Source organism: Streptomyces sp. NPDC002754 (genome assembly GCF_053592315.1).
In genome coordinates this window covers 12662-33519 of record NZ_JBSFVM010000044.1, presented here as the reverse complement: position 1 = coordinate 33519, position 20858 = coordinate 12662, and the positions used below count along the sequence as shown (strand labels likewise).

At 71.1% G+C, this 20858-nt stretch carries 19 protein-coding genes and 2 pseudogenes; 13 read left to right on the top strand and 8 right to left on the bottom strand.

Features of this window, described 5'->3' with window-relative positions; all coding sequences use genetic code 11:
* Positions 1-92: 92 nt before the first annotated feature.
* Entirely contained in the window at positions 93-824 is a 732-nt protein-coding gene (locus ACWD2L_RS38455) for an SDR family oxidoreductase (RefSeq protein WP_351340326.1), read from the bottom strand.
* A gap of 175 nt (positions 825-999) precedes the next feature.
* Here ACWD2L_RS38455 and ACWD2L_RS38450 point away from each other — a divergent pair, with 175 nt between their 5' ends.
* Positions 1000-1425, top strand: coding sequence for a ribonuclease (locus ACWD2L_RS38450; protein WP_351340328.1), 426 nt, complete (start codon positions 1000-1002; stop codon positions 1423-1425).
* 56 nt (positions 1426-1481) lie between these two features.
* Here the strand turns inward: ACWD2L_RS38450 and ACWD2L_RS38445 are convergent, their stop codons facing one another.
* Positions 1482-1700, bottom strand: a complete 219-nt coding sequence (locus tag ACWD2L_RS38445; protein ID WP_351340330.1) for a hypothetical protein — start codon at positions 1698-1700, stop codon at positions 1482-1484.
* Between the two features lie 180 nt (positions 1701-1880).
* Here ACWD2L_RS38445 and ACWD2L_RS38440 point away from each other — a divergent pair, with 180 nt between their 5' ends.
* The 4 genes from ACWD2L_RS38440 to ACWD2L_RS38425 all read left to right on the top strand — a co-directional run bounded on the left by ACWD2L_RS38440 (position 1881) and on the right by ACWD2L_RS38425 (position 6620).
* A complete protein-coding gene (locus ACWD2L_RS38440) occupies positions 1881-3152 on the top strand; it encodes a sensor histidine kinase (RefSeq protein ID WP_351340333.1) in 1272 nt (423 codons plus the stop codon).
* Between the two features lie 61 nt (positions 3153-3213).
* Positions 3214-3882, top strand: a complete 669-nt coding sequence (locus tag ACWD2L_RS38435; protein ID WP_351340335.1) for a response regulator transcription factor — start codon at positions 3214-3216, stop codon at positions 3880-3882.
* Between the two features lie 74 nt (positions 3883-3956).
* The gene (locus tag ACWD2L_RS38430; RefSeq protein WP_351340337.1) at positions 3957-5198 is read left to right on the top strand and encodes an ROK family protein; all 1242 of its coding nucleotides are present in this window, start codon (positions 3957-3959) and stop codon (positions 5196-5198) included.
* A 231-nt stretch (positions 5199-5429) separates the two neighbouring features.
* Positions 5430-6620 (top strand): cytochrome P450 family protein, encoded by a 1191-nt coding sequence (locus ACWD2L_RS38425; RefSeq protein WP_351340340.1) that lies wholly within the window; start codon positions 5430-5432, stop codon positions 6618-6620.
* A 59-nt stretch (positions 6621-6679) separates the two neighbouring features.
* On the opposite strand, the gene ACWD2L_RS38420 is transcribed toward ACWD2L_RS38425, so the two are convergent.
* Complete coding sequence (locus tag ACWD2L_RS38420; RefSeq protein ID WP_351340343.1) at positions 6680-7693, bottom strand: Gfo/Idh/MocA family protein; 1014 nt, start codon at positions 7691-7693, stop codon at positions 6680-6682.
* A 129-nt stretch (positions 7694-7822) separates the two neighbouring features.
* Between ACWD2L_RS38420 and ACWD2L_RS38415 the strand changes: the two genes are divergently transcribed.
* From ACWD2L_RS38415 to ACWD2L_RS38385, 7 genes are all read left to right on the top strand, one after another.
* Positions 7823-8587: a GntR family transcriptional regulator gene (locus tag ACWD2L_RS38415; protein WP_351340345.1), complete on the top strand. Its 765-nt coding sequence runs from the start codon at positions 7823-7825 to the stop codon at positions 8585-8587.
* A gap of 239 nt (positions 8588-8826) precedes the next feature.
* Positions 8827-9831 (top strand): sugar ABC transporter substrate-binding protein, encoded by a 1005-nt coding sequence (locus tag ACWD2L_RS38410; RefSeq protein ID WP_351340348.1) that lies wholly within the window; start codon positions 8827-8829, stop codon positions 9829-9831.
* Between the two features lie 137 nt (positions 9832-9968).
* A complete protein-coding gene (locus tag ACWD2L_RS38405) occupies positions 9969-10973 on the top strand; it encodes a sugar ABC transporter substrate-binding protein (protein WP_351340351.1) in 1005 nt (334 codons plus the stop codon).
* On the top strand, positions 10970-12022 hold the full coding sequence (locus ACWD2L_RS38400; RefSeq protein WP_351340353.1) for an ABC transporter permease: 1053 nt from the start codon (positions 10970-10972) through the stop codon (positions 12020-12022). The genes ACWD2L_RS38405 and ACWD2L_RS38400 overlap by 4 nt, the downstream gene beginning before the upstream one ends.
* Positions 12019-12873, top strand: a complete 855-nt coding sequence (locus ACWD2L_RS38395) for an ATP-binding cassette domain-containing protein (protein ID WP_351340356.1) — start codon at positions 12019-12021, stop codon at positions 12871-12873. Before ACWD2L_RS38400 ends, ACWD2L_RS38395 begins: the two co-directional genes overlap by 4 nt.
* Before the next feature lie 251 nt (positions 12874-13124).
* Entirely contained in the window at positions 13125-14288 is a 1164-nt protein-coding gene (locus tag ACWD2L_RS38390) for an ROK family glucokinase (protein WP_351340359.1), read from the top strand.
* A 41-nt stretch (positions 14289-14329) separates the two neighbouring features.
* A complete protein-coding gene (locus tag ACWD2L_RS38385) occupies positions 14330-14911 on the top strand; it encodes a sugar kinase (protein WP_351340362.1) in 582 nt (193 codons plus the stop codon).
* A 131-nt stretch (positions 14912-15042) separates the two neighbouring features.
* On the opposite strand, the pseudogene ACWD2L_RS38380 reads toward ACWD2L_RS38385, so the two are convergent.
* Together ACWD2L_RS38380 and ACWD2L_RS38375 are read right to left on the bottom strand one after the other, a co-directional pair.
* Positions 15043-15219: pseudogene (locus tag ACWD2L_RS38380) on the bottom strand (helix-turn-helix domain-containing protein); the annotation flags it as partial.
* 130 nt (positions 15220-15349) lie between these two features.
* Positions 15350-16321 carry an SDR family NAD(P)-dependent oxidoreductase gene (locus ACWD2L_RS38375; protein ID WP_351340365.1) on the bottom strand — a complete coding sequence of 324 codons (972 nt, stop codon included), beginning with the start codon at positions 16319-16321 and terminating at the stop codon, positions 15350-15352.
* A 55-nt stretch (positions 16322-16376) separates the two neighbouring features.
* Between ACWD2L_RS38375 and ACWD2L_RS38370 the strand changes: the two genes are divergently transcribed.
* Entirely contained in the window at positions 16377-16799 is a 423-nt protein-coding gene (locus tag ACWD2L_RS38370) for a MerR family transcriptional regulator (protein WP_351340368.1), read from the top strand.
* Positions 16800-17149: 350 nt separating this feature from the next.
* On the opposite strand, the gene ACWD2L_RS38365 is transcribed toward ACWD2L_RS38370, so the two are convergent.
* From ACWD2L_RS38365 to ACWD2L_RS38355, 3 genes and pseudogenes are all read right to left on the bottom strand, one after another.
* Positions 17150-18667: a serine/threonine-protein kinase gene (locus tag ACWD2L_RS38365; RefSeq protein ID WP_351340371.1), complete on the bottom strand. Its 1518-nt coding sequence runs from the start codon at positions 18665-18667 to the stop codon at positions 17150-17152.
* A gap of 268 nt (positions 18668-18935) precedes the next feature.
* Entirely contained in the window at positions 18936-20078 is a 1143-nt protein-coding gene (locus tag ACWD2L_RS38360) for an FAD-dependent oxidoreductase (protein ID WP_351340373.1), read from the bottom strand.
* 544 nt (positions 20079-20622) lie between these two features.
* A pseudogene (locus ACWD2L_RS38355) lies at positions 20623-20805 on the bottom strand (DUF6300 family protein); the annotation flags it as partial.
* Positions 20806-20858 lie beyond the last annotated feature (53 nt).

Below are 20858 nucleotides of genomic sequence, written 5' to 3'. Positions count from 1 at the left end.
CGCGGAGTTGGGCGAGTAGCCCGTACTCTGTTCGGCTTGCGGGGCACACCGGCCTGACAGCACCGGTGTGCCCCGCATTTCCTTTTCCGGCGTTACGCGGCGTGCCCGCCGTCCACCGCGAATTCGGCGCCCGTCACGTACGAGGCCCCGGCGCCCGCCAGATACGCGACCGTCGACGCCACCTCGTCCGCGGTGCCGTAGCGGCCGAGCGCCGTCGCCGCGGCCTGTTCCGCCGCGTACGGTCCTTCGGCCGGATTCATGTCGGTGTCCGTCGGGCCGGGATGCACGATGTTCGCCGTGATGCCGCGCCCGCCCAGCTCACGGGCGAGCGCCTTCGTCAGTCCGATCAGGGCCGCCTTGCTCGTGGCGTACAGCGTGCCGCCGGGCCCTGGCACGTGCTGGGCCATGCAGGAGCCGACGGTGACGATCCGGCCGCCCTCGGGGAGTCTGGCCGCCGCGGCCTGCGAGGTGAGGAAGACGCCGCGCACGTTCACGTCGAGCGCGCGGTCGACGTCCGCGGGCGAGAAGCCGTCCAGCGGGCCGAGCGCACCCACGCCGACGTTGTTGACCAGCACGTCGATCCGCCCGAGCCCCGCCACCGTCCGCCCGACCACCTCCGCCGCCTCACCCGCGTCCGCCGAGTCGGCCCGCACCGCGAGCCCCCGCCGCCCCAGCGCCTCGATCCGCCGCACCACCTCCTCCGCGGCCTCCTTGCCCTGTACGTAGGTGAGTGCCACGTCGAAGCCGTCGCGGGCGAGCCGCAGCGCCGTCGCCGCGCCGATTCCGCGGGATCCGCCGGTCACCAGAGCCACCTTGCCGTTCATGTCGCCTCCTGTAGGGAGCGGATGTTGTGGCTTCAAGTACAGCGATCCACGGAGGTGGGGGCTGGCGGCAAATGGACGTCGATGTCGTGGGCGGCGCGCGAAGGATGTGAACTCGAGGAAAACGTGGGGGAGTTGGTGTTGACATGACCACCTCTACGCGCGTCACACTGTGGGCATGAAGACTCCCCCACGCTTCTTCAGTGCCGTCGCCGTCGCAGCCGCTCTCCTCCTGGGCGGCGTGGGCGGCTCCACCGCGATCGCCGCACCGGCCGCGCAGGCCCCGGCCGTCGCCTCCCACACCGTCTCGGCCGCCGCCGTCGGCGACATCTGCGCCTCCGCGCTGCCCGCCGAGGCGCACGACACGCTGGACCTCATCGAGCAGGGCGGACCGTACCCGTACGAGCAGGACGGCACGGTCTTCTCCAACAGGGAGGGCATCCTGCCCGACCAGTCGTCCGGCTACTACCACGAGTACACGGTGATCACGCCGGGCTCGGACGACCGTGGCGCCCGCCGCATCGTCACCGGCGACTCCGACAAGGAGGACTACTACACGGCGGACCACTACGCGTCCTTCGACCTGGTCGACTACACCTGTTGAGAACCTGCTGAGCCATCCCCGGCTCCGTAGTTCCGTAGGTCCGTACTCCGTAGTGATCAGCTCTTGCGCTGGGCCTCGACGGCCGCGAACACGGCGAACGCGAACACGATCAACGCGATGCTGCCGTAGACCTCGTGGCCGTCGAGGAACCCGATCCGTTCGATCAACCCCCAGCCCAGCCACCCCGTGAACTCGTGCAGGATGCCGACCGCGCCCTGGAGCAGGGCGAAGCCGCCGATGACCTCGATGATCTGCAGCCACTGCTGTTTGTTCATGCACAGGACTCTCGCCCCGCGGACCCCCCACCCACATCGGCCGTGGGGCGAGCCCCGTACGACTCCGGTAGCGGAGCGCGGGGCGCCGGCCGCGACCAAAGTCGACGGGGGTACGACTTTGGTCGCGGAAGCGGCGCTCGGGACGGTGCCGAGCGCCCCGGGTGCGTAGATTTGTCGACCATGGAAGCAGTGCGGCAGACCGGAACCCCGCAGGCGGCGGATACGCCCGCCGAGCGCTGGCGCCGATGGCTGCTGCCCTCGGCCGTCGCCGACGAGCTCGACCTGGACCCCGAGGGGCAGCCGGGCCGCAGGCGGCGCACCGCCCGCGACTGGATCGTCGACTTCAGCTGCTTCGGGATCGCGGTCTTCCTCGGCCTGATCTTCGCCGAGCAGGTCTGGGACGACCCGAACACATCGCCCGTCGTCGCCGTGATCGACCAGGTGCTCGGCGCCCTCGCCTGCGCCGCGATCTGGCTGCGCAGACGCTGGCCGCTCGGCCTCGCCCTGGCGATGCTCCCGGTGAGCTTCCTGTCCAACACCGCGGGCGGCGCGTCCATGATCGCGCTGTTCACGCTCGCCGTGCACCGCCCGTTCCGCTACATCGGCTGGGTGGCGGGCGTCTCCATCGCGCTCCTCCCGCTGTTCTTCTGGCTGCGGCCCGACCCCGAGTCCTCGTACCTGCTGTCGGTCTCGTTCACCGTCATCCTCACGATCACGGTCGTCGGCTGGGGCATGTTCGTCCGCTCCCGCCGCCAGCTCCTGATGTCCCTGCGGGACCGGGCGCGCCGCGCCGAGACCGAGGCCGTGCTCCGTGCCGAGCGGGCCCAGCGGCTCGCCCGCGAGGACATCGCGCGCGAGATGCACGACGTGCTCGCCCACCGCCTCACCCTGCTGAGCGTGCACGCGGGCGCCCTGGAGTTCCGCCCCGACGCGCCCCAGGTCGAGATCGCCCGGGCCGCGGGCGTGATCCGGGAGAGCGCGCACGAGGCGCTGCAGGACCTGCGCGAGATCATCGGCGTGCTGCGCGCGGCGGACCACGGCGACGAGTCGGGGCGGCCGCAGCCCACCCTCGCCGCCCTCGGCACGCTGGTCGCCGAGTCCCGCGAGGCCGGCATGAAGGTCGACCTCGACGACCGGGTCCCCGAAGCGCAGGCCGTGCCCGCCTCCACCGGACGCACCGCCTACCGCATCGCCCAGGAAGGCCTGACCAACGCCCGCAAGCACGCCCCTGGCGCCGGGGTCGCGGTCACGGTCGAGGGCGGCCCGGGGGACGGCCTCACGGTCACCGTGCGCAACCCGCCGCCGCCCGGCGCGGTGCCGCACGTCCCCGGCTCGGGGCAGGGCCTGATCGGCCTCGTCGAACGCGCCACGCTCGCAGGTGGCCGGCTCGCCCACGGGGCGGAACCGGACGGCGGATTCGCGGTGCGGGCGTGGCTGCCGTGGCCGGAGTGAGAGCCACGGGGAAGCGGCCGGTGTGCACACAGCGGTGATCGACCCTCGCTACGGTGGCGCCATGACCTCGATCCGCCTCCTCATCGTCGACGACGACCCCCTCGTGCGCGCCGGGCTCACCTTCATGTTCGGCGCCGCCGAGGACATCGAGATCGTCGGCGAGGCCGCCGACGGCAGCGAGGTGGACGCGCAGGTGGCCCGGCTGCACCCGGACGTCGTCCTCATGGACCTGCGCATGCCGACCCTGGACGGCCTGTCCGCCACCGAGGCACTACGCGCGCGTGACGGCGCGCCAGAGGTGATCGTCCTGACCACGTTCCACGCGGACGAACAGGTGCTGCGGGCGCTGCGCGCGGGAGCCGCCGGGTTCGTCCTCAAGGACACCGCCCCGGGCGAGATCGTCGATTCGGTACGCCGGGTGGCGGCCGGCGCCCCGGTCCTCTCGCCGACCGTGACCCGGCAGCTCATCTCCAAGGTCTCGGGCGACGACCCCGCCCTGGACCGGCGGGCACGCGCGCGTACACGCATGTCCGAACTGGCCGAGCGGGAGCGGGAGGTGGCCGTCGAGGTGGGCCGCGGCAGGTCGAACGCGGAGATCGCCGCGACGCTCTACATGAGCGTCCCCACGGTCAAGACCCACGTCTCGCGCATCATGGCCCGGCTCGGCCTCAACAACCGCGTACAGATCGCGCTGCTCGCCCACGACGCGGGACTGCTCGACGACGCCTGAGGAAGATCGGCTGGTTCCGGTCCCGCAAGGTAAATTCACCTCGTTCAACGTTGTGAGCGGGGGAAGGGGCGGGGATGGCGGCACCACGCCGGCGGACTGTGCGTGACCTGCGGCGCGGGAACCGGGCCGTCGTCCTGAGCAAGCTGTACTTCGACGGGCCGCTCAGCAGACAGGAGTTGGGGCCGCTCACGGCGCTCAGCTCGGGCTCGATCAGCAATGTGGTGGCGGAACTCGCCGCCGACGGCCTCCTGGAGGAGGCGGGCTCGGTCGACTCCGACGGCGGCCGCCCCCGCACCCTGCTGCGCGTCGCCCCGCGCAGCGGCCACCTCGTGGGCGTGGACGTCGGGGAGACCCGCGTGCGCGTGGAGCTGTTCGACCTCGCGCTCGGTGAACTCGCGCGCGTGGACGAGCCGTTGCCACAGGCGGCGCGCGACGGCGGCTGCGACGCCAAGGACGTCGTACGCCTCGTCACCGCAGGGCTGACGCGGGTGCTCGCCGACGCGGAGGTGGACCCCCGCTCCGTCATCGGCGTCGGCATCGGGGTGCCCGGCATCGTCGACGCCTCCGGTGCGGACGGCGCGGTGGTGCACGGCCAGACCATCGGCTGGGACGCGGTCCCCCTGGAAGCCATGCTCCGCGCGCCGGACGGCCTGCCGCCCGAACTCCCCTCGGGCTTCCCGCTGTTCCTCGACAACGGGGCGAAGACCCTCGGCCGCGCCGAGATGTGGTTCGGCGCGGGCCGCGGCGCCCGCAACGCCGTGATCGCGCTCATCGGCTCCGGCGTCGGCGCCTGCGTCATCGCCGACGGGCTGCCCTACCAGGGCGCGGCGAGCAGCGCGGGGGAGTGGGGCCACACCGTGCTGCGGGTCGGCGGCCGGACCTGCCGGTGCGGAGCGCGCGGCTGCCTGGAGGCGTACGTGGGGGCGGAGGCGCTGCTCGCGCGCTGGCGGGAGGCGGGCGGCCGCTGGACCGCCCCCGACGAAGAGGGCGCGCTCGCCGAACTCCTCGCCGCCGAAACTCCCGCCACGGCAGCCCTGTTGGAGGAGACCGCCGAATACCTCGGCGCGGGCATCGCCGACCTGGTCAACCTCTTCAACCCCGAACGGATCGTCGTGGGCGGCTGGGCGGGCCTCATGCTCGGCCCCCGCCTGCTCACCCCGATCCGCGACGCGGCCGCGTCCTACGCCCTGCGCAACCCCTTCGCCCAAACCACTTTGACCCTTGGCCGCTTGGGCCCGGACGCGGTCACAGTCGGCGCGGCAACCCTCCCGCTGGCCCGCTTCCTGGAAACGGGCGGCCATTCCAGCGGCATCTAGCTCAATCCCCTGAGTCGGGCGACCAAATCCAGCCCCTGCGGCGTTTGAGCAGCGGGGTCCGGGGCAGCGCCCCGATCTTTCCAGCCCCGCGGGCGATTGAGGCGCGGGGTCCGGGGCGGAGCCCCGCGACGTAGGCAACGCTCCCGGTCACCCCCGGGACGGGAACGCACGGATAGTGCCAAGAGTTGACCGGATGGACGAAAGCCAGTACCGGGCCACGGGAGGCACGCCATGACCGACACCGCCGAGATCGTCGACCTGGGGGAACTGGCCGGGGGCGCACCCCAATTCCACGCCAACCCCTACCCGGTCTACGAACACCTCCGCACCAAGGGCCCGGTCCACCACATCCGCACACCCGGCCCCGGCCCCACCGAAGACCTCTACCTGATTGTCGGCCACGAGGCCGCCCGCACCGCGTTCACCGACCCCCGCCTGGTCAAGACCCCACCGTGGGGCCTCGACGGCGACATGATGGGCCTGCACCTCCTCTTCGCCGACCCGCCGGCCCACGGCCGCCTGCGCTCCCTGGTCACGCGGGAGTTCACCCCGCGCCGCGTCGCCGCGCTCGCCCCGCGCATCCAGAAACTCACGGACGAGCTGCTCGACGACATGGTGCCGCGCGGCAGCGCCGACCTGATCGGTGCCCTCGCCTTCCCGCTGCCCTTCGCGGTGATCTGCGAACTGCTCGGCGTCCCCGACATCGACCGCGAGCGGTTCCGCCGCATGTCGACGCAGGTCGTGGCGCCGACCAGCGAGGAGGAGGCGTACGCGTCGCACGTCGAACTGGTCGGTTTCCTGGACGAGTTGATCGAGGCCAAGCGGAGCGCGTCCCCCGCCGACGACCTGCTGAGCGCGCTGATCCGCACCACCGCGGAGGACGGCGACCGCCTCTCGCCCAGCGAACTGCGCGCCATGGCCTTCCTCCTGCTCGTCGCCGGCCACGAAACCACGGTCAACCTGATCGGGAACGGCGTCCGGGCCCTGCTCCAGCACCCGGACCAACTCACGGCGCTGCGCGCCGACATGACGCTCCTGGACGGCGCCGTGGAGGAGATGCTCCGCTACGACGGCCCGGTCGAGACGGCCACGCACCGCTTCGCGGCGGAGCCGGTGGACATCGACGGCACGGTGATCCCCGCGGGCGCGCCGGTGCTCATCGGCATCGCCACGGCGAGCCACGACCCGCACCGCTTCCCGGAGCCCGACCGCTTCGACATCCGCCGCGACGCCCGCGGCCATGTCGCCTTCGGCCACGGCATCCACTTCTGCCTGGGAGCTCCGCTTGCCCGCCTGGAAGGTCGTATCGCGATCCGTAGCCTCCTGGACCGCTGCCCGGACCTGACCCTGGCCGAGGACCCGGACGCGTGGCTGCCCGGCATGCTCATCAGGGGCACGAGGAGCCTGCCGGTCCGTTGGTGAACGCCACGGGGCTCCGCCCCGGACCCCGCGCCTCAAACGCCGGCGGGGCTTGATTGGGGTCAGGCCCGGTCGGCCCCCGCCACCTCCTCCATCCGCACCATCCGCCGCTCCGCCCGCGACAACTCGCACGCCTCCGCGACCCGCAGGGCCCGCAGGGCCTCCCAGCCGTCGCAGGGGTTGGCGCGTTCGCCGCGGACGACGTCGACGAAGGCCTTCAGTTCGGCCTCGTACGCGGGGGCGAAGCGTTCCAGGAAGCCGGGCCACGGCTTAGTGGCGGCGCGCGGGCCCGCCGGTTCCGTGGAGGCGACCGGGGTGCGGTCGTCGAGGCCGACGACGACCGTGTCCCGGTCCCCGGAGAGCTCCATGCGCACGTCGTACCCGGCGCCGTTGCACCGCGTGGAGGTGGCGGTGGCCAGGGTCCCGTCGTCGAGGGTCAGGAGCGCCGCCGCGGTGTCCACGTCCCCCGCCTCGCGGAACATGGCGGGCCCCGCGTCGGACCCGGTCGCGTACACCTCGACGATCTCGCGCCCGGTCACCCACCGCAGCATGTCGAAGTCGTGGATCAGGCAGTCCCGGTAGAGGCCGCCGGAGAGCGGTAGGTACGCGGCAGGGGGCGGCGCCGGGTCGGAGGTCATCGCCCGTACCGTGTGCACCCGGCCGAGGCTCCCCTCCCGCACGGCGGCCCGCGCCGTCGTGTACCCGGCGTCGAAGCGCCGCTGGAAGCCGAGTTGGAGCACCGTGCCCGCTGCCTCCACCTCCGCGAGCGCGGCCAGCGTGCCCGGCAGGTCGAGCGCGATCGGCTTCTCGCAGAAGACCGGGAGCCCGGCCCGCGCCGCCCGCCCGATCAGCTCGGCGTGTGCCGCGGTCGCCGCGGTGATCACGAGCGCGTCCACGCCCCACGTGAAGATCTCGTCGACGCTCGGCGCGGCCGTCGCCCCGATCCGGTCGGCGAGCGCGACCGCCCGCGCGGGCTCCGCGTCGGTGACGACCAGCGAGCCGACCTCCCGGTACCGCTCCAGTACGCCCGCGTGAAAGGTGCCGATGCGGCCCGTGCCGATGAGTCCGATGCGCATGGCATCCAACGGTGACGTGCCCCCGGGTGGGTGTCAATCGTTTGTCCTGACAAGCACCCGGCTGCCACGCCGTGCCGCGGGGCGAGGGCCTCGATGTGCACGGCGCACTCCCACCGATAGCCTCGCCCCGTGGCCAAATCCCAAGCTGACCCGACCGCCGACCTCGGCCTCGGCGTCGACCGCGGCAGCCCGGTGCCGCTGTACTTCCAGCTGTCCCAGCAGCTGGAGGCGGCGATCGAGCGTGGCGCCCTGACCCCCGGCAGCCTGCTCGGCAACGAGATCGAGCTGGCGGGCCGCCTCGGCCTGTCCCGGCCCACCGTCCGCCAGGCCATCCAGTCCCTCGTCGACAAGGGGCTGCTCGTGCGCCGCCGCGGCGTCGGCACCCAGGTCGTGCACAGCCAGGTCAAGCGCCCGCTCGAACTGTCCAGTCTGTACGACGACCTGGAGGCGGCGGGCCAGCGCCCCGAGACCCGGGTCATCGCCAACACGCTCGTGCCCGCCCCGGCGGAGGCGGCCGCGGCGCTCGGCGTCGGGGAGGGCGACGAGGTGCACCGCGTCGAGCGGCTGCGGCTCGCGCACGGCGAACCGGTCGCGTACCTCTGCAACCACCTGCCCACAGGACTGCTCCCGCTCGACGACGAGCGGCTCGCGGAGACCGGCCTGTACCGCCTCATGCGGTCCGCCGGCATCACCCTGCACAGCGCCCGCCAGTCCGTCGGCGCACGCGCCGCCACCGCGGCCGAGGCCGAGCGGCTCGGCGAGAAGGAAGGCGCGCCGCTGCTCGCCATGGAGCGCACGACGTACGACGACAAGGGCCGCCCCGTCGAGTTCGGCTCGCACGCGTACCGGGCCTCAAGGTATTCCTTTGAGTTCCAGCTCCTAGTACGTTCCTGATGAGCTAAAGTCCCCTTGTTCGTCAACGTAGTTGACGGGTCTACCGCCGGACGGGCGGAAAGTCACGCCTGTGGAGGCCGACGTAAGACCGGACCCATCTGGGGTCGGCGGGGCCCGTGAAGCAGGAACCCATGGTGGTACCGAGTACCGGTACGGACCTGAATCGTCCGCCCCCGGGTGGATGAGGACGCCAAAAACTCCTCCAGCCGCGCAGGCGGCCGGAGGAGAGGTGTGCCCCGATGCGTACAGCGACCCGCACAGGCCGTACGGCCACAGCCCTGATTGCCGTGATCGCGCTAGCCGCCGGTTGCAGTGGCTCGGGCGGCAAGGACTCGGAGGACAAGGCCGACGGCGGTGGAGGCGGCGGGAAGGCCGTCGACACGCCCCGTATGAAGGTCGCGATGGTGTCGCACTCGGGCGAGGGCGACACCTTCTGGGACATCGTGCGCAAGGGTGCCCAGCAGGCCGCCGACAAGGACAACGTCCAGTTCCTCTACTCCAACGACAAGGAGGCCAAGGGGCAGGCCGAGCTGGTGCAGGCCGCGATCGACAAGAAGGTCGACGGGATCGTCGTCACGCTCGCCAAGCCGCAGGCCATGGAGCCCGTGCTCGCGAAGGCGAAGGCCGCGGGCATCCCGGTCGTCTCGATCAACTCCGGTTCGCAGTTCTCGCGGAAGTTCGGCGCGCTCAGCCACATCGGCCAGGAGGAGGGCGTGGCCGGCGAGGCGGTCGGCAGCGAGCTGACGAAGCAGGGGAAGGAGAAGGCCCTGTGCGTCATCCACGAGCAGGGCAACGTCTCCCTGGAGCAGCGCTGCGACGGCGTCCGCAAGACCTTCAAGGGCAGCGTCGAGAACCTCAACGTAGAGGGTACGAACGCCCCCTCCGCCCAGTCGTCCATCGAGGCGAAGCTCCAGGCGGACAAGGACATCGACGCGGTCGTCGCGCTCGGCGCCCCGATCGCGGCGCTCGCCGTGAAGGCCAAGGACGACGCGGGCAGCAAGGCGGAGATCTCCACGTTCGACCTGAACGCCGAGGTCGTCCGTCGGCTGAAGGCGAAGGAGGTCACCTTCGCCGTCGACCAGCAGCCGTACTTGCAGGGCTATCTGGCGGTGGACGAACTGTGGCTCCACAAGACGAACGCGAACGTGCTCGGCGGTGGCAAGCCGGTCTTCACGGGCCCGGCGATCGTCACCGAGAAGGACGTGCCTCAGCTGGAGAAGTACACCGCGCGCGGTACCCGGTGAATGGATGCATGATCCCCGTGACCCATACTTGTGCGTTTGGGACCGGAACGGGGTCCTTCAGGACCGGCGTACGGTCCGCCGGGGTCGGCCCGCCGATCCCGGTCGATGACGCAGCAGACCAAGAAGGGCACGGCCTCGTGGCACGGTTTCGGATCTGGGTGGGCATCGCGGTTGCGGGGGCTCTCGGGCTCTCGCTCGCAGGGTGCAGCAGCACCGGCGGCAAGCGGGCGGAGGACGCCCAGAAATCGCGGGCCGCGCAGGGCAGGGCCGCGGTGGACACGCCCCGCTGGACCTTCGCGATGATCACCCATTCGGGCGATGGCGACACCTTCTGGGACATCGTCCAGAACGGTGCCAAGCAGGCGGCCGTCAAGGACAACATCAACTTCCTCTACTCGCACAACGAGGAGGCGAACCAGCAGGCGCAGCTCGTCGACGCGGCCATCGACAAGAAGGTCGACGGAATCATCGTCACGCTCGCCAAGCCGGACGCGATGAAGTCCGCCCTGGCCCGCGCCGAGAAGGCCGGCATCCCCGTCATCACGGTGAACTCGGGCTCCGAGATCTACAAGAAGTACGGCGCGATCACGCACATCGGCCAGGACGAGACCATCGCGGGCGAGGCCGTCGGCAAGGAGCTCAACAAGCGCGGCAAGAAGAAGGCGCTCTGCATCCTGCACGAGCAGGGCAACGTCGGCCACGAGCAGCGCTGCGAGGGTGCCAAGAAGACCTTCGACGGCAAGATGACGAACCTGTACGTCGAGGGCACCAACATGCCCGACGTGCAGTCCTCCATCGAGGCCAAGCTGCAGTCCGACACGTCCATCGACTCGGTCGTCACGCTGGGCGCGCCGTTCGCCGCCACCGCCGTGAAGGCCAAGGACGACGCGAGCAGCAAGGCCGAGATCGACACCTTCGACCTCAACGACAAGGTCGCGCAGGGCCTCAAGGACGGCGACCTCGGCTTCGCCGTCGACCAGCAGCCCTACCTCCAGGGGTACCAGGCCGTGGACCTGCTGTGGCTCTACCGGTACAACGCCAATGTGCTCGGCGGCGGCCGACCGGTCCTGACCGGTCCCGAGGTCGTCACCAAGGACCAGGCCGCCAAGCTCCAGGAGTACGCGAAGCGGGGGACGCGATGAGTACGACGACCACTCCGCAGGGCGCGGGAAAGGTCGACGAGCGGCTCGTCAGGGCCTCGCCGTGGAAGAAGCTCCTCGGCCGCCCCGAACTGGGCTCGGTCATCGGCGCCGTCGCCGTCTTCATCTTCTTCATGATCTTCGCGGACAGCTTCCTGCGACCGACCAGCCTCGCGACCGTCCTGTACGCGTCCTCGACGCTCGGCATCATGGCCGTGCCCGTGGCGCTGCTGATGATCGGCGGCGAGTTCGACCTGTCGGCGGGCGTCATGGTGACGTCCTCGGCGCTGATCTCGTCGATGTTCAGCTACCAGATGACGGCGAACACCTGGGTGGGCGTCGGCGTCTCGCTCCTGGTGACGCTCGCCATCGGCGTCTTCAACGGCGTCATGCTGACCCGTACCAAACTCCCCAGTTTCATCATCACGCTCGGCACGTTCCTGATGCTGACGGGCATGAACCTGGGCTTCACGAAACTGATCAGCGGCACCGTCTCGACGAAGTCGATCTCGGACATGCAGGGCTTCGACTCGGCCAAGTCCGTCTTCGCCTCCACGTTCAGTATCGGTGGCGTCGACTTCAAGATCACGATCGTCTGGTGGCTCGCCCTCGTCCTGGTGGCCACCTGGATCCTGCTCCGCACCCGCGTCGGCAACTGGATCTTCGCGGTCGGCGGTGACCTCGCCTCGGCCCGCGCGGTGGGCGTCCCGGTCAACAAGACGAAGATCGGCCTCTACATGGGCGTCGCGTTCGGCGCCTGGATCTCCGGCCAGCACCTGCTCTTCTCCTACGACGTCGTGCAGTCCGGTGAGGGCGTCGGCAACGAGCTGATCTACATCGTCGCGGCCGTCATCGGCGGCTGCCTGATCACCGGGGGCTACGGTTCGGCGGTCGGCGCGGCGATCGGCGCGCTGATCTTCGGCATGACCAGCAAGGGCATCGTGTTCGCCGAGTGGAACTCGGACTGGTTCAAGTTCTTCCTCGGGGCGATGCTGCTCCTCGCGACCCTGCTCAACGCGTGGGTCCGCAAGCGCGCGGAGGCGAGCAAATGACGACCGAAGAGCAGACGACGACCGATACGAGTACGCCGCTGGTGGAGCTGGACGGCGTCAGCAAGTTCTACGGCAACATCCGCGCTCTCGACGACGTCTCGCTCGTCGTCAACGCGGGCGAGATCTCCTGCGTCCTCGGGGACAACGGCGCGGGCAAGTCCACCCTCATCAAGATCATCGCTGGTCTGCACCGGCACGACGGCGGCCGGTTCGCGATCGAGGGGGAGGAGGCCCGCCTCAGCAACCCGCGCGACGCCCTGAACCGGGGCATCGCCACGGTCTACCAGGACCTCGCCGTGGTCCCGCTGATGCCGGTGTGGCGCAACTTCTTCCTCGGCTCCGAACCCACGAAGGGGACGGGGCCCTTCAAGCGCCTGGACGTCGAGCTCATGCGGCGCACGACGCACGAGGAACTCGCCCGTATGGGCATCGACCTGCGCGACGTCGACCAGCCGATCGGCACGCTGTCCGGCGGAGAGCGCCAGTGCGTCGCCATCGCCCGCGCCGTCTACTTCGGCGCGAAGGTCCTCGTCCTCGACGAGCCGACGGCGGCGCTCGGCGTGAAGCAGTCCGGCGTCGTCCTGAAGTACGTCGCGGCGGCACGTGACGCGGGCCTCGGCGTGGTGCTCATCACGCACAACCCGCACCACGCGTACCTCGTCGGCGACCGGTTCGTGCTGCTCAAGCGCGGCGCGATGTTCGGCAGCCACAACCGGTCCGAGATCACGCTGGACGAGCTCACCCGGCAGATGGCCGGCGGCACGGAGCTGGATGACCTCCGTCACGAGTTGGAGCGGGCGCCAGTGCCTACGCACCTGGGCGGGCACACGGCCGACGGAGCCGAGAAGTAGCGGCTTCCGTTCCGCGCGTGCGTGTGCGTTTCCGGCTTGCCGGGCGGCTGCACGTTGCGCCGTTGGTCACCTTCGCGCCCCGCGGCGGAGCCGCGTATCGACACAGCCCCGCGCCCCTTCAAGGGCGCGGGGAACTGCGCGAACGCAAGCACAGCGCGACCGGCAGCCGCCCGGCAGAGCCGCGAGCCCGCTCCGACGCGGCGTAAAACCCGGTATGCGGCGGAGCCGTCGCGTGAGGCAGAATCGCCGCAATGAGCACCTACCGCGACCTCGCACACCGTGGCAGCGCACGGGCCACCGTCCTGCGGACGGTCGGCACCCGCGAGCGCCGCTCGCACACGACGGCCCCGCGCGTACCCACCGTCGGCATCGACATCGGTGGCACGAAGGTGATGGCCGGCGTCGTCGACGCGGACGGCACCATCCTGGAGACGCTCCGCACGGAGACCCCGGACAAGTCCAAGAGCCCCAAGGTCGTCGAGGACACGATCACGGAGCTGGTGCTCGACCTCTCCGACCGGCACGACGTGCACGCGGTCGGCATCGGCGCGGCCGGCTGGGTCGACGCGGACCGCAACCGCGTCCTGTTCGCGCCCCACCTGTCCTGGCGCAACGAACCCCTGAGGGACCGCCTCGCGGGCCGCCTCGCGGTCCCCGTGCTCGTCGACAACGACGCCAACACGGCCGCCTGGGCGGAGTGGCGGTTCGGCGCGGGCCGCGGCGAGGACCACCTCGTCATGATCACGCTCGGCACCGGAATCGGCGGCGCGATCCTGGAGGACGGGCAGGTCAAGCGCGGCAAGTTCGGTGTCGCGGGCGAGTTCGGCCATATGCAGGTCGTCCCCGGCGGGCACCGCTGCCCGTGCGGCAACCGCGGCTGCTGGGAGCAGTACAGCTCCGGCAACGCCCTGGTCCGCGAGGCCCGCGAACTCGCCGCGGCCGACTCCCCGGTCGCGTACAACATCATCGAGCGGGTCCAGGGGCACATCCCCGACATCACGGGCCCGCTCATCACGCAGCTGGCCCGCGAGGGCGATGCCATGTGCATCGAGCTGCTGCAGGACATCGGCCAGTGGCTCGGCGTCGGCATCGCGAACCTCGCGGCGGCCCTCGACCCCTCGTGCTTCGTCATCGGCGGCGGTGTGTCGGCCGCCGACGACCTGCTGATCGCGCCCGCCCGCGACGCCTTCAAGCGCCAGCTCACCGGCCGCGGCTACCGCCCCGAGGCCCGCATCGCCCGCGCCCAGCTCGGCCCCGAGGCCGGCATGGTCGGCGCCGCGGACCTGGCCCGCCTCGTCGCCCGCCGCTTCCGCCGCGCCAAGCGCCGCCGCGTGGAGCGCCACGAGCGGTACGAGCGCTACGCCCGCACCCGCAGCACGACGGGCGGCCCCGTCGACGGGGCCGAGCAGGGCTAGGGCCCGCGCAGATGCCGCAGAAAGTGACAGGAAAGCAATCCATGACCGTGCCCCGCCAGCCCCCGTCCGCGGACGAAGCGCCGCGACCGGCCGAGGACCGCGGCCATGTGATCCGACGCCGCGTCCTCACGCTCCTGACCATCGTGCTGCTCATCGGCATCCCCGCCGGCTATCTGGTGATCTCCGCGGGCCAGAGCCGGGACAGCGGCAAGGACAAGGAGGCGAAGTACTCGGTGACCGGCCTCACGGTCGGCTGGCCGTCCAAGGTGCAGCGCCGCCTCTACCAGATCCCGGTCCCGCCGCACTCGCGCAACGTCGCCTACTACGAGACGAACAACTACAAGGTGAGCCGCCTGTACGCGCAGTTCCTCACCAGCAACAAGGGCCTCGACCAGTTCCTGGAGGAGGTCGACGCCGGCTACACGGTCGGTGACCTGGCGACCGACGACCTCGCGATCAGCGACCGCGACCGGAAGATCGCGGGCTGGGACTTCACGGGCCCGGGCCCCTGGTACGGCCTCACCCACTCCCAGAAGGACCCGTCGCCGACCCAGACCATCGTGGTGAACCGCTCCAACCCCGACCACCCGATGGTCTACGTGGTGTCGATGACGCATCCGTGATCCCGGCCCCGGCCGGCGTTCGGGACGTCCGCGCTTCACTGCGCCCCCACTCCTGGTCCACACCGGGAACCCGGAGTGAACACCTCACGTCCATTGTGGGGACCCGCCACCAGGTCGCTCAGGGACACTGGCTGGCGTGGCCGAGTTTGGCGGTCATCACCGTGACGACGCCATCGGTGGACCCACTTGGAGGCGCACGCCCGCGAGATGCCCATCTCGGCGGCGACGTGCGCGATCGGACGAGTGCGGCAGCGTTCGATGAGCCGCCGTCGGCCCTCGACCGTAAGAGGTGCGTTGCGGTGCGGCATATCTATACCCCTCTGCCCCCGACGACGGACTGCCGGGCAGGTTGGCTCGAGGCAGCCGTGACGAGCCCAAGAGGGGGCCGCGCCGCGCTCCCCGCGGCGGCAGGCAGCGCGGCATCTGCAGAGCGCGAATTCATCGGGTGATCGGCGTGGCCCCGGTCACGGCGAGAGACAGCTCCCAGAGCCGGGCGGCCTCCTCGGGGTCGATGGCATAGGCACGCACGCCGCCGTCATCCATGGGCGTGCCGGGGGCCGAAACGCGGGCGACGTCGCAGTCCTCCAGGTAGAGCCCGCCGCGGCCGTCGAGGAGCGGGGACGTAGCGGCCCACAGGCCGGTGGCTGCCCCCTGAGAGGGTGTCTTGAGGTCTGCGCCGATCACGTTGCCGTGCTCGTCCACCCACCCGCGGTCGCTCTGCTCCTGGAGCGTCATCTCCCGCTGGAGTCCGGTGATGATCTTGCCGGGGTGGAGGGCGAATGCCCGGACGCCATCGCCTTGCCCGAGGGCGTCGAGGTGCACTGTGAACAGGGCGTTGGCGGTCTTGGCCTGGCCGTAGGCCAGCCACTTGTCGTAGCCGGTACGGAAGTGCGGATCGTGCCAGCGGATGCCGGACAGGATGTGTCCGGCGGAGCTGTTCACCACGACGCGCGCTCCGCCTGCGGCGGCCAGGAGCGGGTAGAGCTCGCAGGCGAGGGTGAAGTGCCCGAAGTGGTTGGCGGTGAACTGGGCTTCCCAGCCGGGCCCAACGTGCCGCTCCGGGGTGGCCATGATGCCGGCGACGGCCATCAGGAGGTCGAGCCCGTCGATGCGGTCGCTGATGTGCGCGGCGGCTGAGTGGACGCTGTCGAGGTCGGCCAGGTCCATGGGGATCACCTCGCTGCCCTGCACCTCCTGGAGAGCGGAACGGGCGACGCGGGGGCGGCGGGCGGGAACGATGACCCGGGCCCCGGCGGCCGTCAGAGCCAGGGTGGTCTCCAGGCCGAGCCCGGAGTAGCCCCCGGTCACCACAGCGGTCATGCCGGAGAGGTCATGGCCGGCCACGATGTCCTCGGCAGTGGTGGCAGCGGAGAAGGGCGTACCGAGCGGCTGCTGATCAGTAAGTGGCATGCCGTGGACGCTACGATCTAGAGCGAGGTCTAGATCAAGTCCAGGGGGGAGCGGCATGACGACCACCGAGGCGGCGGTGCCGTCGCTGAGCATCGGCGATGTGGCCGAGCGGACCGGACTGAGCGTGCACGCCCTGCGCTTCTACGAGCGCGAGGGCCTGCTCGTCGGCCCGGTCCAGCGCACGTCGGGCGGTCGACGGCGCTACACCTCCTTCGATGTCGACTGGCTGCTGATCTGCGTCAAGCTCCGCGAATCCGGTATGCCGCTCGCCGACCTCAAGCACTTCGCCGAGCTGGTACGCCACGGACCGGGAAACGAGGCAGAACGCCTGCGCCTGCTCGACGCCCATCGACGGCGCGTCGACGCGCAGATCCAAGCACTGGAGGAGTGCCGATCCGTCATCGCTTGGAAGGTCGGCGTCTACGCCGAGCACCTCGCGCGCGGCAAAGCCGGCGGGCTCTGGGACCCGACAGCCTGAGGCCGGCGCGGACCGCCGCGTCGTGTCTCCTGTTCCAGCAAGCGCTCCGCGCTCAATCGTCTGCCTTGCCGAAACCGTCAACAACGCCCCGTCCCGCAACACCCAGGGCCCGCGGGTGAGGCGGGCCCCGGCCGGCGGGCTCGTGGCGCGCGATCGGGTGGGCACGGGCTCCAAGACGCGGCACCCTCCCGAGCCTCGTCGCGCAGTGAATCAGCTGGCCTGCGCGTTCTGGACCACTGAGTGCGCCCAGTGCCGCGAACGCCGAATAGTCGTTCCTCACGCGGCCGTTCCATGACCAATGGTCGCGGTCGACAGAAGTGTGTCGTGGGTGGCCGAGTACCACCGGGCACTCAGCACTTCGCCAGACCTGGTACGGGCTGGTCGTTCTTGCCGCCGGTGAGGTAGACGTCGCTGATCAACACGCCGGTGTTGCCGGTGTCGTCATCGGTCTTCGCCCACCAGACGTTGGTCCACTTTCCGTACGTCTCCCGCCGCGTGAGCTTGACCTGGCAGTAGAAGTAGTTGGTTCCCGGTCGGATGGTGCCGACAGGACGGTGCTCGGCGTCGTACGAGGTGGCGGAGCGCCACACTCTGCAGTTGGACTTGCCGCCTCCGATGCGGGTGCAGGCGGGGGCGGGGGTGTCGCTCGCGGAAGCGCTGGTCGACTCGTCCGCGCCGTGCGCCGGTGGGGAGGCCCCGGACGGCGAGGCGGCCGACGTGGTGTCGTGAACAGCCGGGCCCGCGGCGCGCCCGCTCCCGTCGTCGCCCTGGCGGCTCACGACGTACGACGCCGCGGCCCCGGCGAGCAGCACCACGGCCACCGCGCCGACGACGGCGCCGCGCCTGCGTGTGCTGCCCCGGTGCGCGGTGACGGTCTGCGCGCCGGACAGGCCGGGGCGCTCCGCCGGGGCAGCCACCTGCGCCACCCCGGCCGCCAGCACGCCCGCATCCGGCGCCTGTCGTGCTCTCCGCCGGCCGAGCCGCACGGTCTCCGGCGACCGGGGCGGCGGCGGCAGGCCCGCGGCCGTGGCGCGCAGCACCTGTGCCGCGCGGACGGCGTCGGCGCGCAGCACCGGATCCTTGTCGAGGAGTTCGGACAGGGCGGGTGCCAGCGGGCCGGCCCGGCGGGGTGCGGGCAGCGGCTCCGTCACGATCGCGGTGATCGTCGACCACGTGGACGTGCGCCTGAACGGGGGCGATCCCTCGACGGCCGCGTACAGCGAGGCGCCCAGCGCCCACACGTCCGTTGCGGGGCCCACCTGGCCTCCGCGGGCTTGCTCGGGCGCGAGGTAGTCCAGGGAGCCGACGAGTTCGCCGCTGCGGGTGATCCGGGTGGCGGCGCCGTCACCGGGCTCCTGCAGGGCGGCGATCCCGAAGTCCGTGAGCACCGCCCGCCCTCCGTGTTCCAGCAGGATGTTGCTGGGTTTCACGTCCCGGTGCCACACGCCGGCACGGTGCGCGGCCGCGAGTGCATCCAGCACCTGGGCGCCGATACGGGCCGCCTCGAGAGGATGCACGGGGCCACGCCGCTGCAGCAGTCCCTGCAGTGACTCGCCGTCCACGAACTCCATCACGATCACCGGACGCCCGGCGTGCTCGGTGACGTCGTGCACGGCAACCACCCCGTGATGACGCACCCGCGCGGCCGCCCGCGCCTCTCGCTGCATCCGCAACCGCTGCTCGTCCGGGTCGGCGCCGTCCGTGTCGTCGAACGTCCGAAGCTCCTTGACCGCGACCTCGCGCCCCAGCCGCTCGTCGACGGCGCGCCACACGGTGCCCATCCCGCCGCTGCCCAGCCGGCCGACAACGCGATAGCGCCCGGCGATCACCCGCCCGTGGCCCGTGCCGCTTGCACGCTCGTCCCCCATACCCCGCACTCCGCCCGTCTTCTGTCGGTCCCTCAGGCCGAAGCGGCCTCACGACCACCGTAGACATCGTGCGCGCCGATGAGTACACCGGTCCAGACGTTCATCGGGCGGCGCGGGCCGGGAATTTTCCTGCTCGTTTCGAGTGCTTCTATTGCCTACCGGCTGCCGGCGGTGCTTGTCGCCTCGGGGTGCGCGAGGTCGGGGCCGACAGCGGCTGCCGCCTTCCTGGCGATGACGAAACCGGCCGGGCTGCTCCCGCGTGCGCCGTTCAAGCCGGACCGGTCAGGAAGGGGTCGGGTATCAGCGTCCGGCCCGCAGTTGCGTCGGCGGCCGACGCCACGCCTGCGGCAAGCGCGCCCATCAGGGGCGCGAACTTTGCCCCGTGTCCCGAGCACGGGGACAGGATCGTGAGTCCCTCGCAGCGGTCGAGGACGAAGTCCTCGTTCGGGGTGTTGGTGAACAGGCAAGTCGTCTCGGCGTACGGGGCGGGGTCCAGGCCGGGGTGGTGTCGGCGCACGTAGTCGACGACACGACTGCGGTTCCTCGCGTCCACCACGCCGTTCTGTTCCGCGGCCGATCGCAGCGGCTTGCCGCCGTTGAACTCGGCGACCTTCAGCCCCTGGAAGTCCGCGTCGCGGCCGCCGGGCAGCCCGTACGTTTGGATCTGCAGGTTCTTGTGGATGAAGGTCGGCCATCGGTGGTTCTCCCGGTAGCGGAAGTGATACGCCTGCTCCTGGCGGACCTCGAAGCGCGGCAGTCCCGCTCGAAAGGCACTGGGCAGGGGGAGCAGGTCGAGCAGTTTCGGGAGCCAGCCGCCGGCGGCGACGACCACGCGTTCCGCGTCGAGCTGTCGGCCGTCGGCGCTGCGCAGCGTGTAGCCGTGACCACGGCGTTCGACCGCTGTCACGTCCCAGTCGGTGCGGAGCAGAGCGCCGTGTTTCTGGGCCTGCACGATCATGGCCTCGACGCTGCGTTCGGAGTCGATGACACCGGCTTGAGGATGCCAGAGCACCTTGGTCTCGAAGTTGAACTGCGGCCAGCGGGTGGTGGCTTCCTCCTGGGCGAGCAGCTCGTGCTCGATCCCGACGGCTTCCAGGGTCCGGGCGAGCGCCTTCGGGTCGCGCTCAAGTCCGAAGTCCACGGCGCCGGTTCGACTGATCAGCGTCTGGGCGCTCGCTGCCTCCAGCTGCGACCACAGTGCACGCGAGCGTGCGACCAGGCGCGTGTAGAACTCGGAAGAGTAGGCGTAACGGAAGATCCTCGCCGAGCCGTGCGAGCTGCCGCCCGCGTCGGCCGGAGTGCCGCGCTCAACGACGGTGACTTCGTGTCCGGCGGTGGCGAGTTGCCATGCGGTTGCCGCGCCCGCGAGTCCCGCTCCGACGACGACGTACTGGGAGTGATCGACATCCACGATGGGGCTGCTTTCTGTGAGCCGTGCGGTTTGTGTGCCGCGCGCGACGTGTGTTTCGAACGATCTCTGCGACCTGCACGGCTGCGCGAGGACCTTCCGGTCGCTCGTATCCCCCTGAGTGGCGAGCCCGCCCCGGCCCGCCGCATCATGTCGGTCACTCGCCCAGGAGCCCGCGACATCCCCGTCCTTGCCCAGGCCATCGAAACGATCACTGCCACAGCAAGGGAGGTGCTGCCGAAGTAGTGGCAGCAGCAGTGCATCGGCGCTGCTGGACGGCCGGGCCGCCAACTCGCGGACGACAAAGAGGAGTTCGCCGTCCGGACGGCCGCCACCCGTCTCACCGGGCTCGGCAAGCCCTGCACCCGCTGGTCGACCGTGAACTCGCGGACCATCCGAGGCAGGACGCCGCGCGCCCCGACGTCCTGACCGCCCAGCGCCGCGAACGCGACCGCATCCGCAGCGAGAAGGGCTTCCGCTGGGATGGACGACCTTCAAGCGCTAGCCGAGTGGGCCTCGCGAATTGAGTCACCCTGGAGCGACAGCGTCAGCTGTGGACGGCCATGCACTCCTTCGTCCGTTCGGCCATCAGTCGCGCGCCTTCCTCCGCTCGTGGGGCATCCCGGCCGCCGCCGTCAGCGAAGAACTGCACCAGCAGGCCGGCTGCCGGACGTGGTGCGTTCCCGGGGTCGCACGTCGGGCAGAGTTCCAGGTGGGTGGGGCGGCCCTCGGCATCGTCCTTCTCTCCGCGGTCCCGGGGAAGGCGGAAACCCTGAGGGACTC

Bases quoted from the DNA above. Each gene is read 5' to 3' on its own strand.
- ACWD2L_RS38370 (WP_351340368.1), top strand. From the start codon at position 16,377: ATGACGACCACCGAGGCGGCGGTGCCGTCGCTGAGCATCGGCGATGTG.
- ACWD2L_RS38435 (WP_351340335.1), top strand. From the start codon at position 3,214: ATGACCTCGATCCGCCTCCTCATCGTCGACGACGACCCCCTCGTGCGC.
- ACWD2L_RS38385 (WP_351340362.1), top strand. From the start codon at position 14,330: ATGACCGTGCCCCGCCAGCCCCCGTCCGCGGACGAAGCGCCGCGACCG.
- ACWD2L_RS38400 (WP_351340353.1), top strand. From the start codon at position 10,970: ATGAGTACGACGACCACTCCGCAGGGCGCGGGAAAGGTCGACGAGCGG.
- ACWD2L_RS38375 (WP_351340365.1), bottom strand. From the start codon at position 16,321: ATGCCACTTACTGATCAGCAGCCGCTCGGTACGCCCTTCTCCGCTGCC.
- ACWD2L_RS38455 (WP_351340326.1), bottom strand. From the start codon at position 824: ATGAACGGCAAGGTGGCTCTGGTGACCGGCGGATCCCGCGGAATCGGC.
- ACWD2L_RS38395 (WP_351340356.1), top strand. From the start codon at position 12,019: ATGACGACCGAAGAGCAGACGACGACCGATACGAGTACGCCGCTGGTG.
- ACWD2L_RS38450 (WP_351340328.1), top strand. From the start codon at position 1,000: ATGAAGACTCCCCCACGCTTCTTCAGTGCCGTCGCCGTCGCAGCCGCT.
- ACWD2L_RS38445 (WP_351340330.1), bottom strand. From the start codon at position 1,700: ATGAACAAACAGCAGTGGCTGCAGATCATCGAGGTCATCGGCGGCTTC.
- ACWD2L_RS38420 (WP_351340343.1), bottom strand. From the start codon at position 7,693: ATGCGCATCGGACTCATCGGCACGGGCCGCATCGGCACCTTTCACGCG.
- ACWD2L_RS38410 (WP_351340348.1), top strand. From the start codon at position 8,827: ATGCGTACAGCGACCCGCACAGGCCGTACGGCCACAGCCCTGATTGCC.
- ACWD2L_RS38440 (WP_351340333.1), top strand. From the start codon at position 1,881: ATGGAAGCAGTGCGGCAGACCGGAACCCCGCAGGCGGCGGATACGCCC.
- ACWD2L_RS38425 (WP_351340340.1), top strand. From the start codon at position 5,430: ATGACCGACACCGCCGAGATCGTCGACCTGGGGGAACTGGCCGGGGGC.
- ACWD2L_RS38390 (WP_351340359.1), top strand. From the start codon at position 13,125: ATGAGCACCTACCGCGACCTCGCACACCGTGGCAGCGCACGGGCCACC.
- ACWD2L_RS38365 (WP_351340371.1), bottom strand. From the start codon at position 18,667: ATGGGGGACGAGCGTGCAAGCGGCACGGGCCACGGGCGGGTGATCGCC.
- ACWD2L_RS38430 (WP_351340337.1), top strand. From the start codon at position 3,957: ATGGCGGCACCACGCCGGCGGACTGTGCGTGACCTGCGGCGCGGGAAC.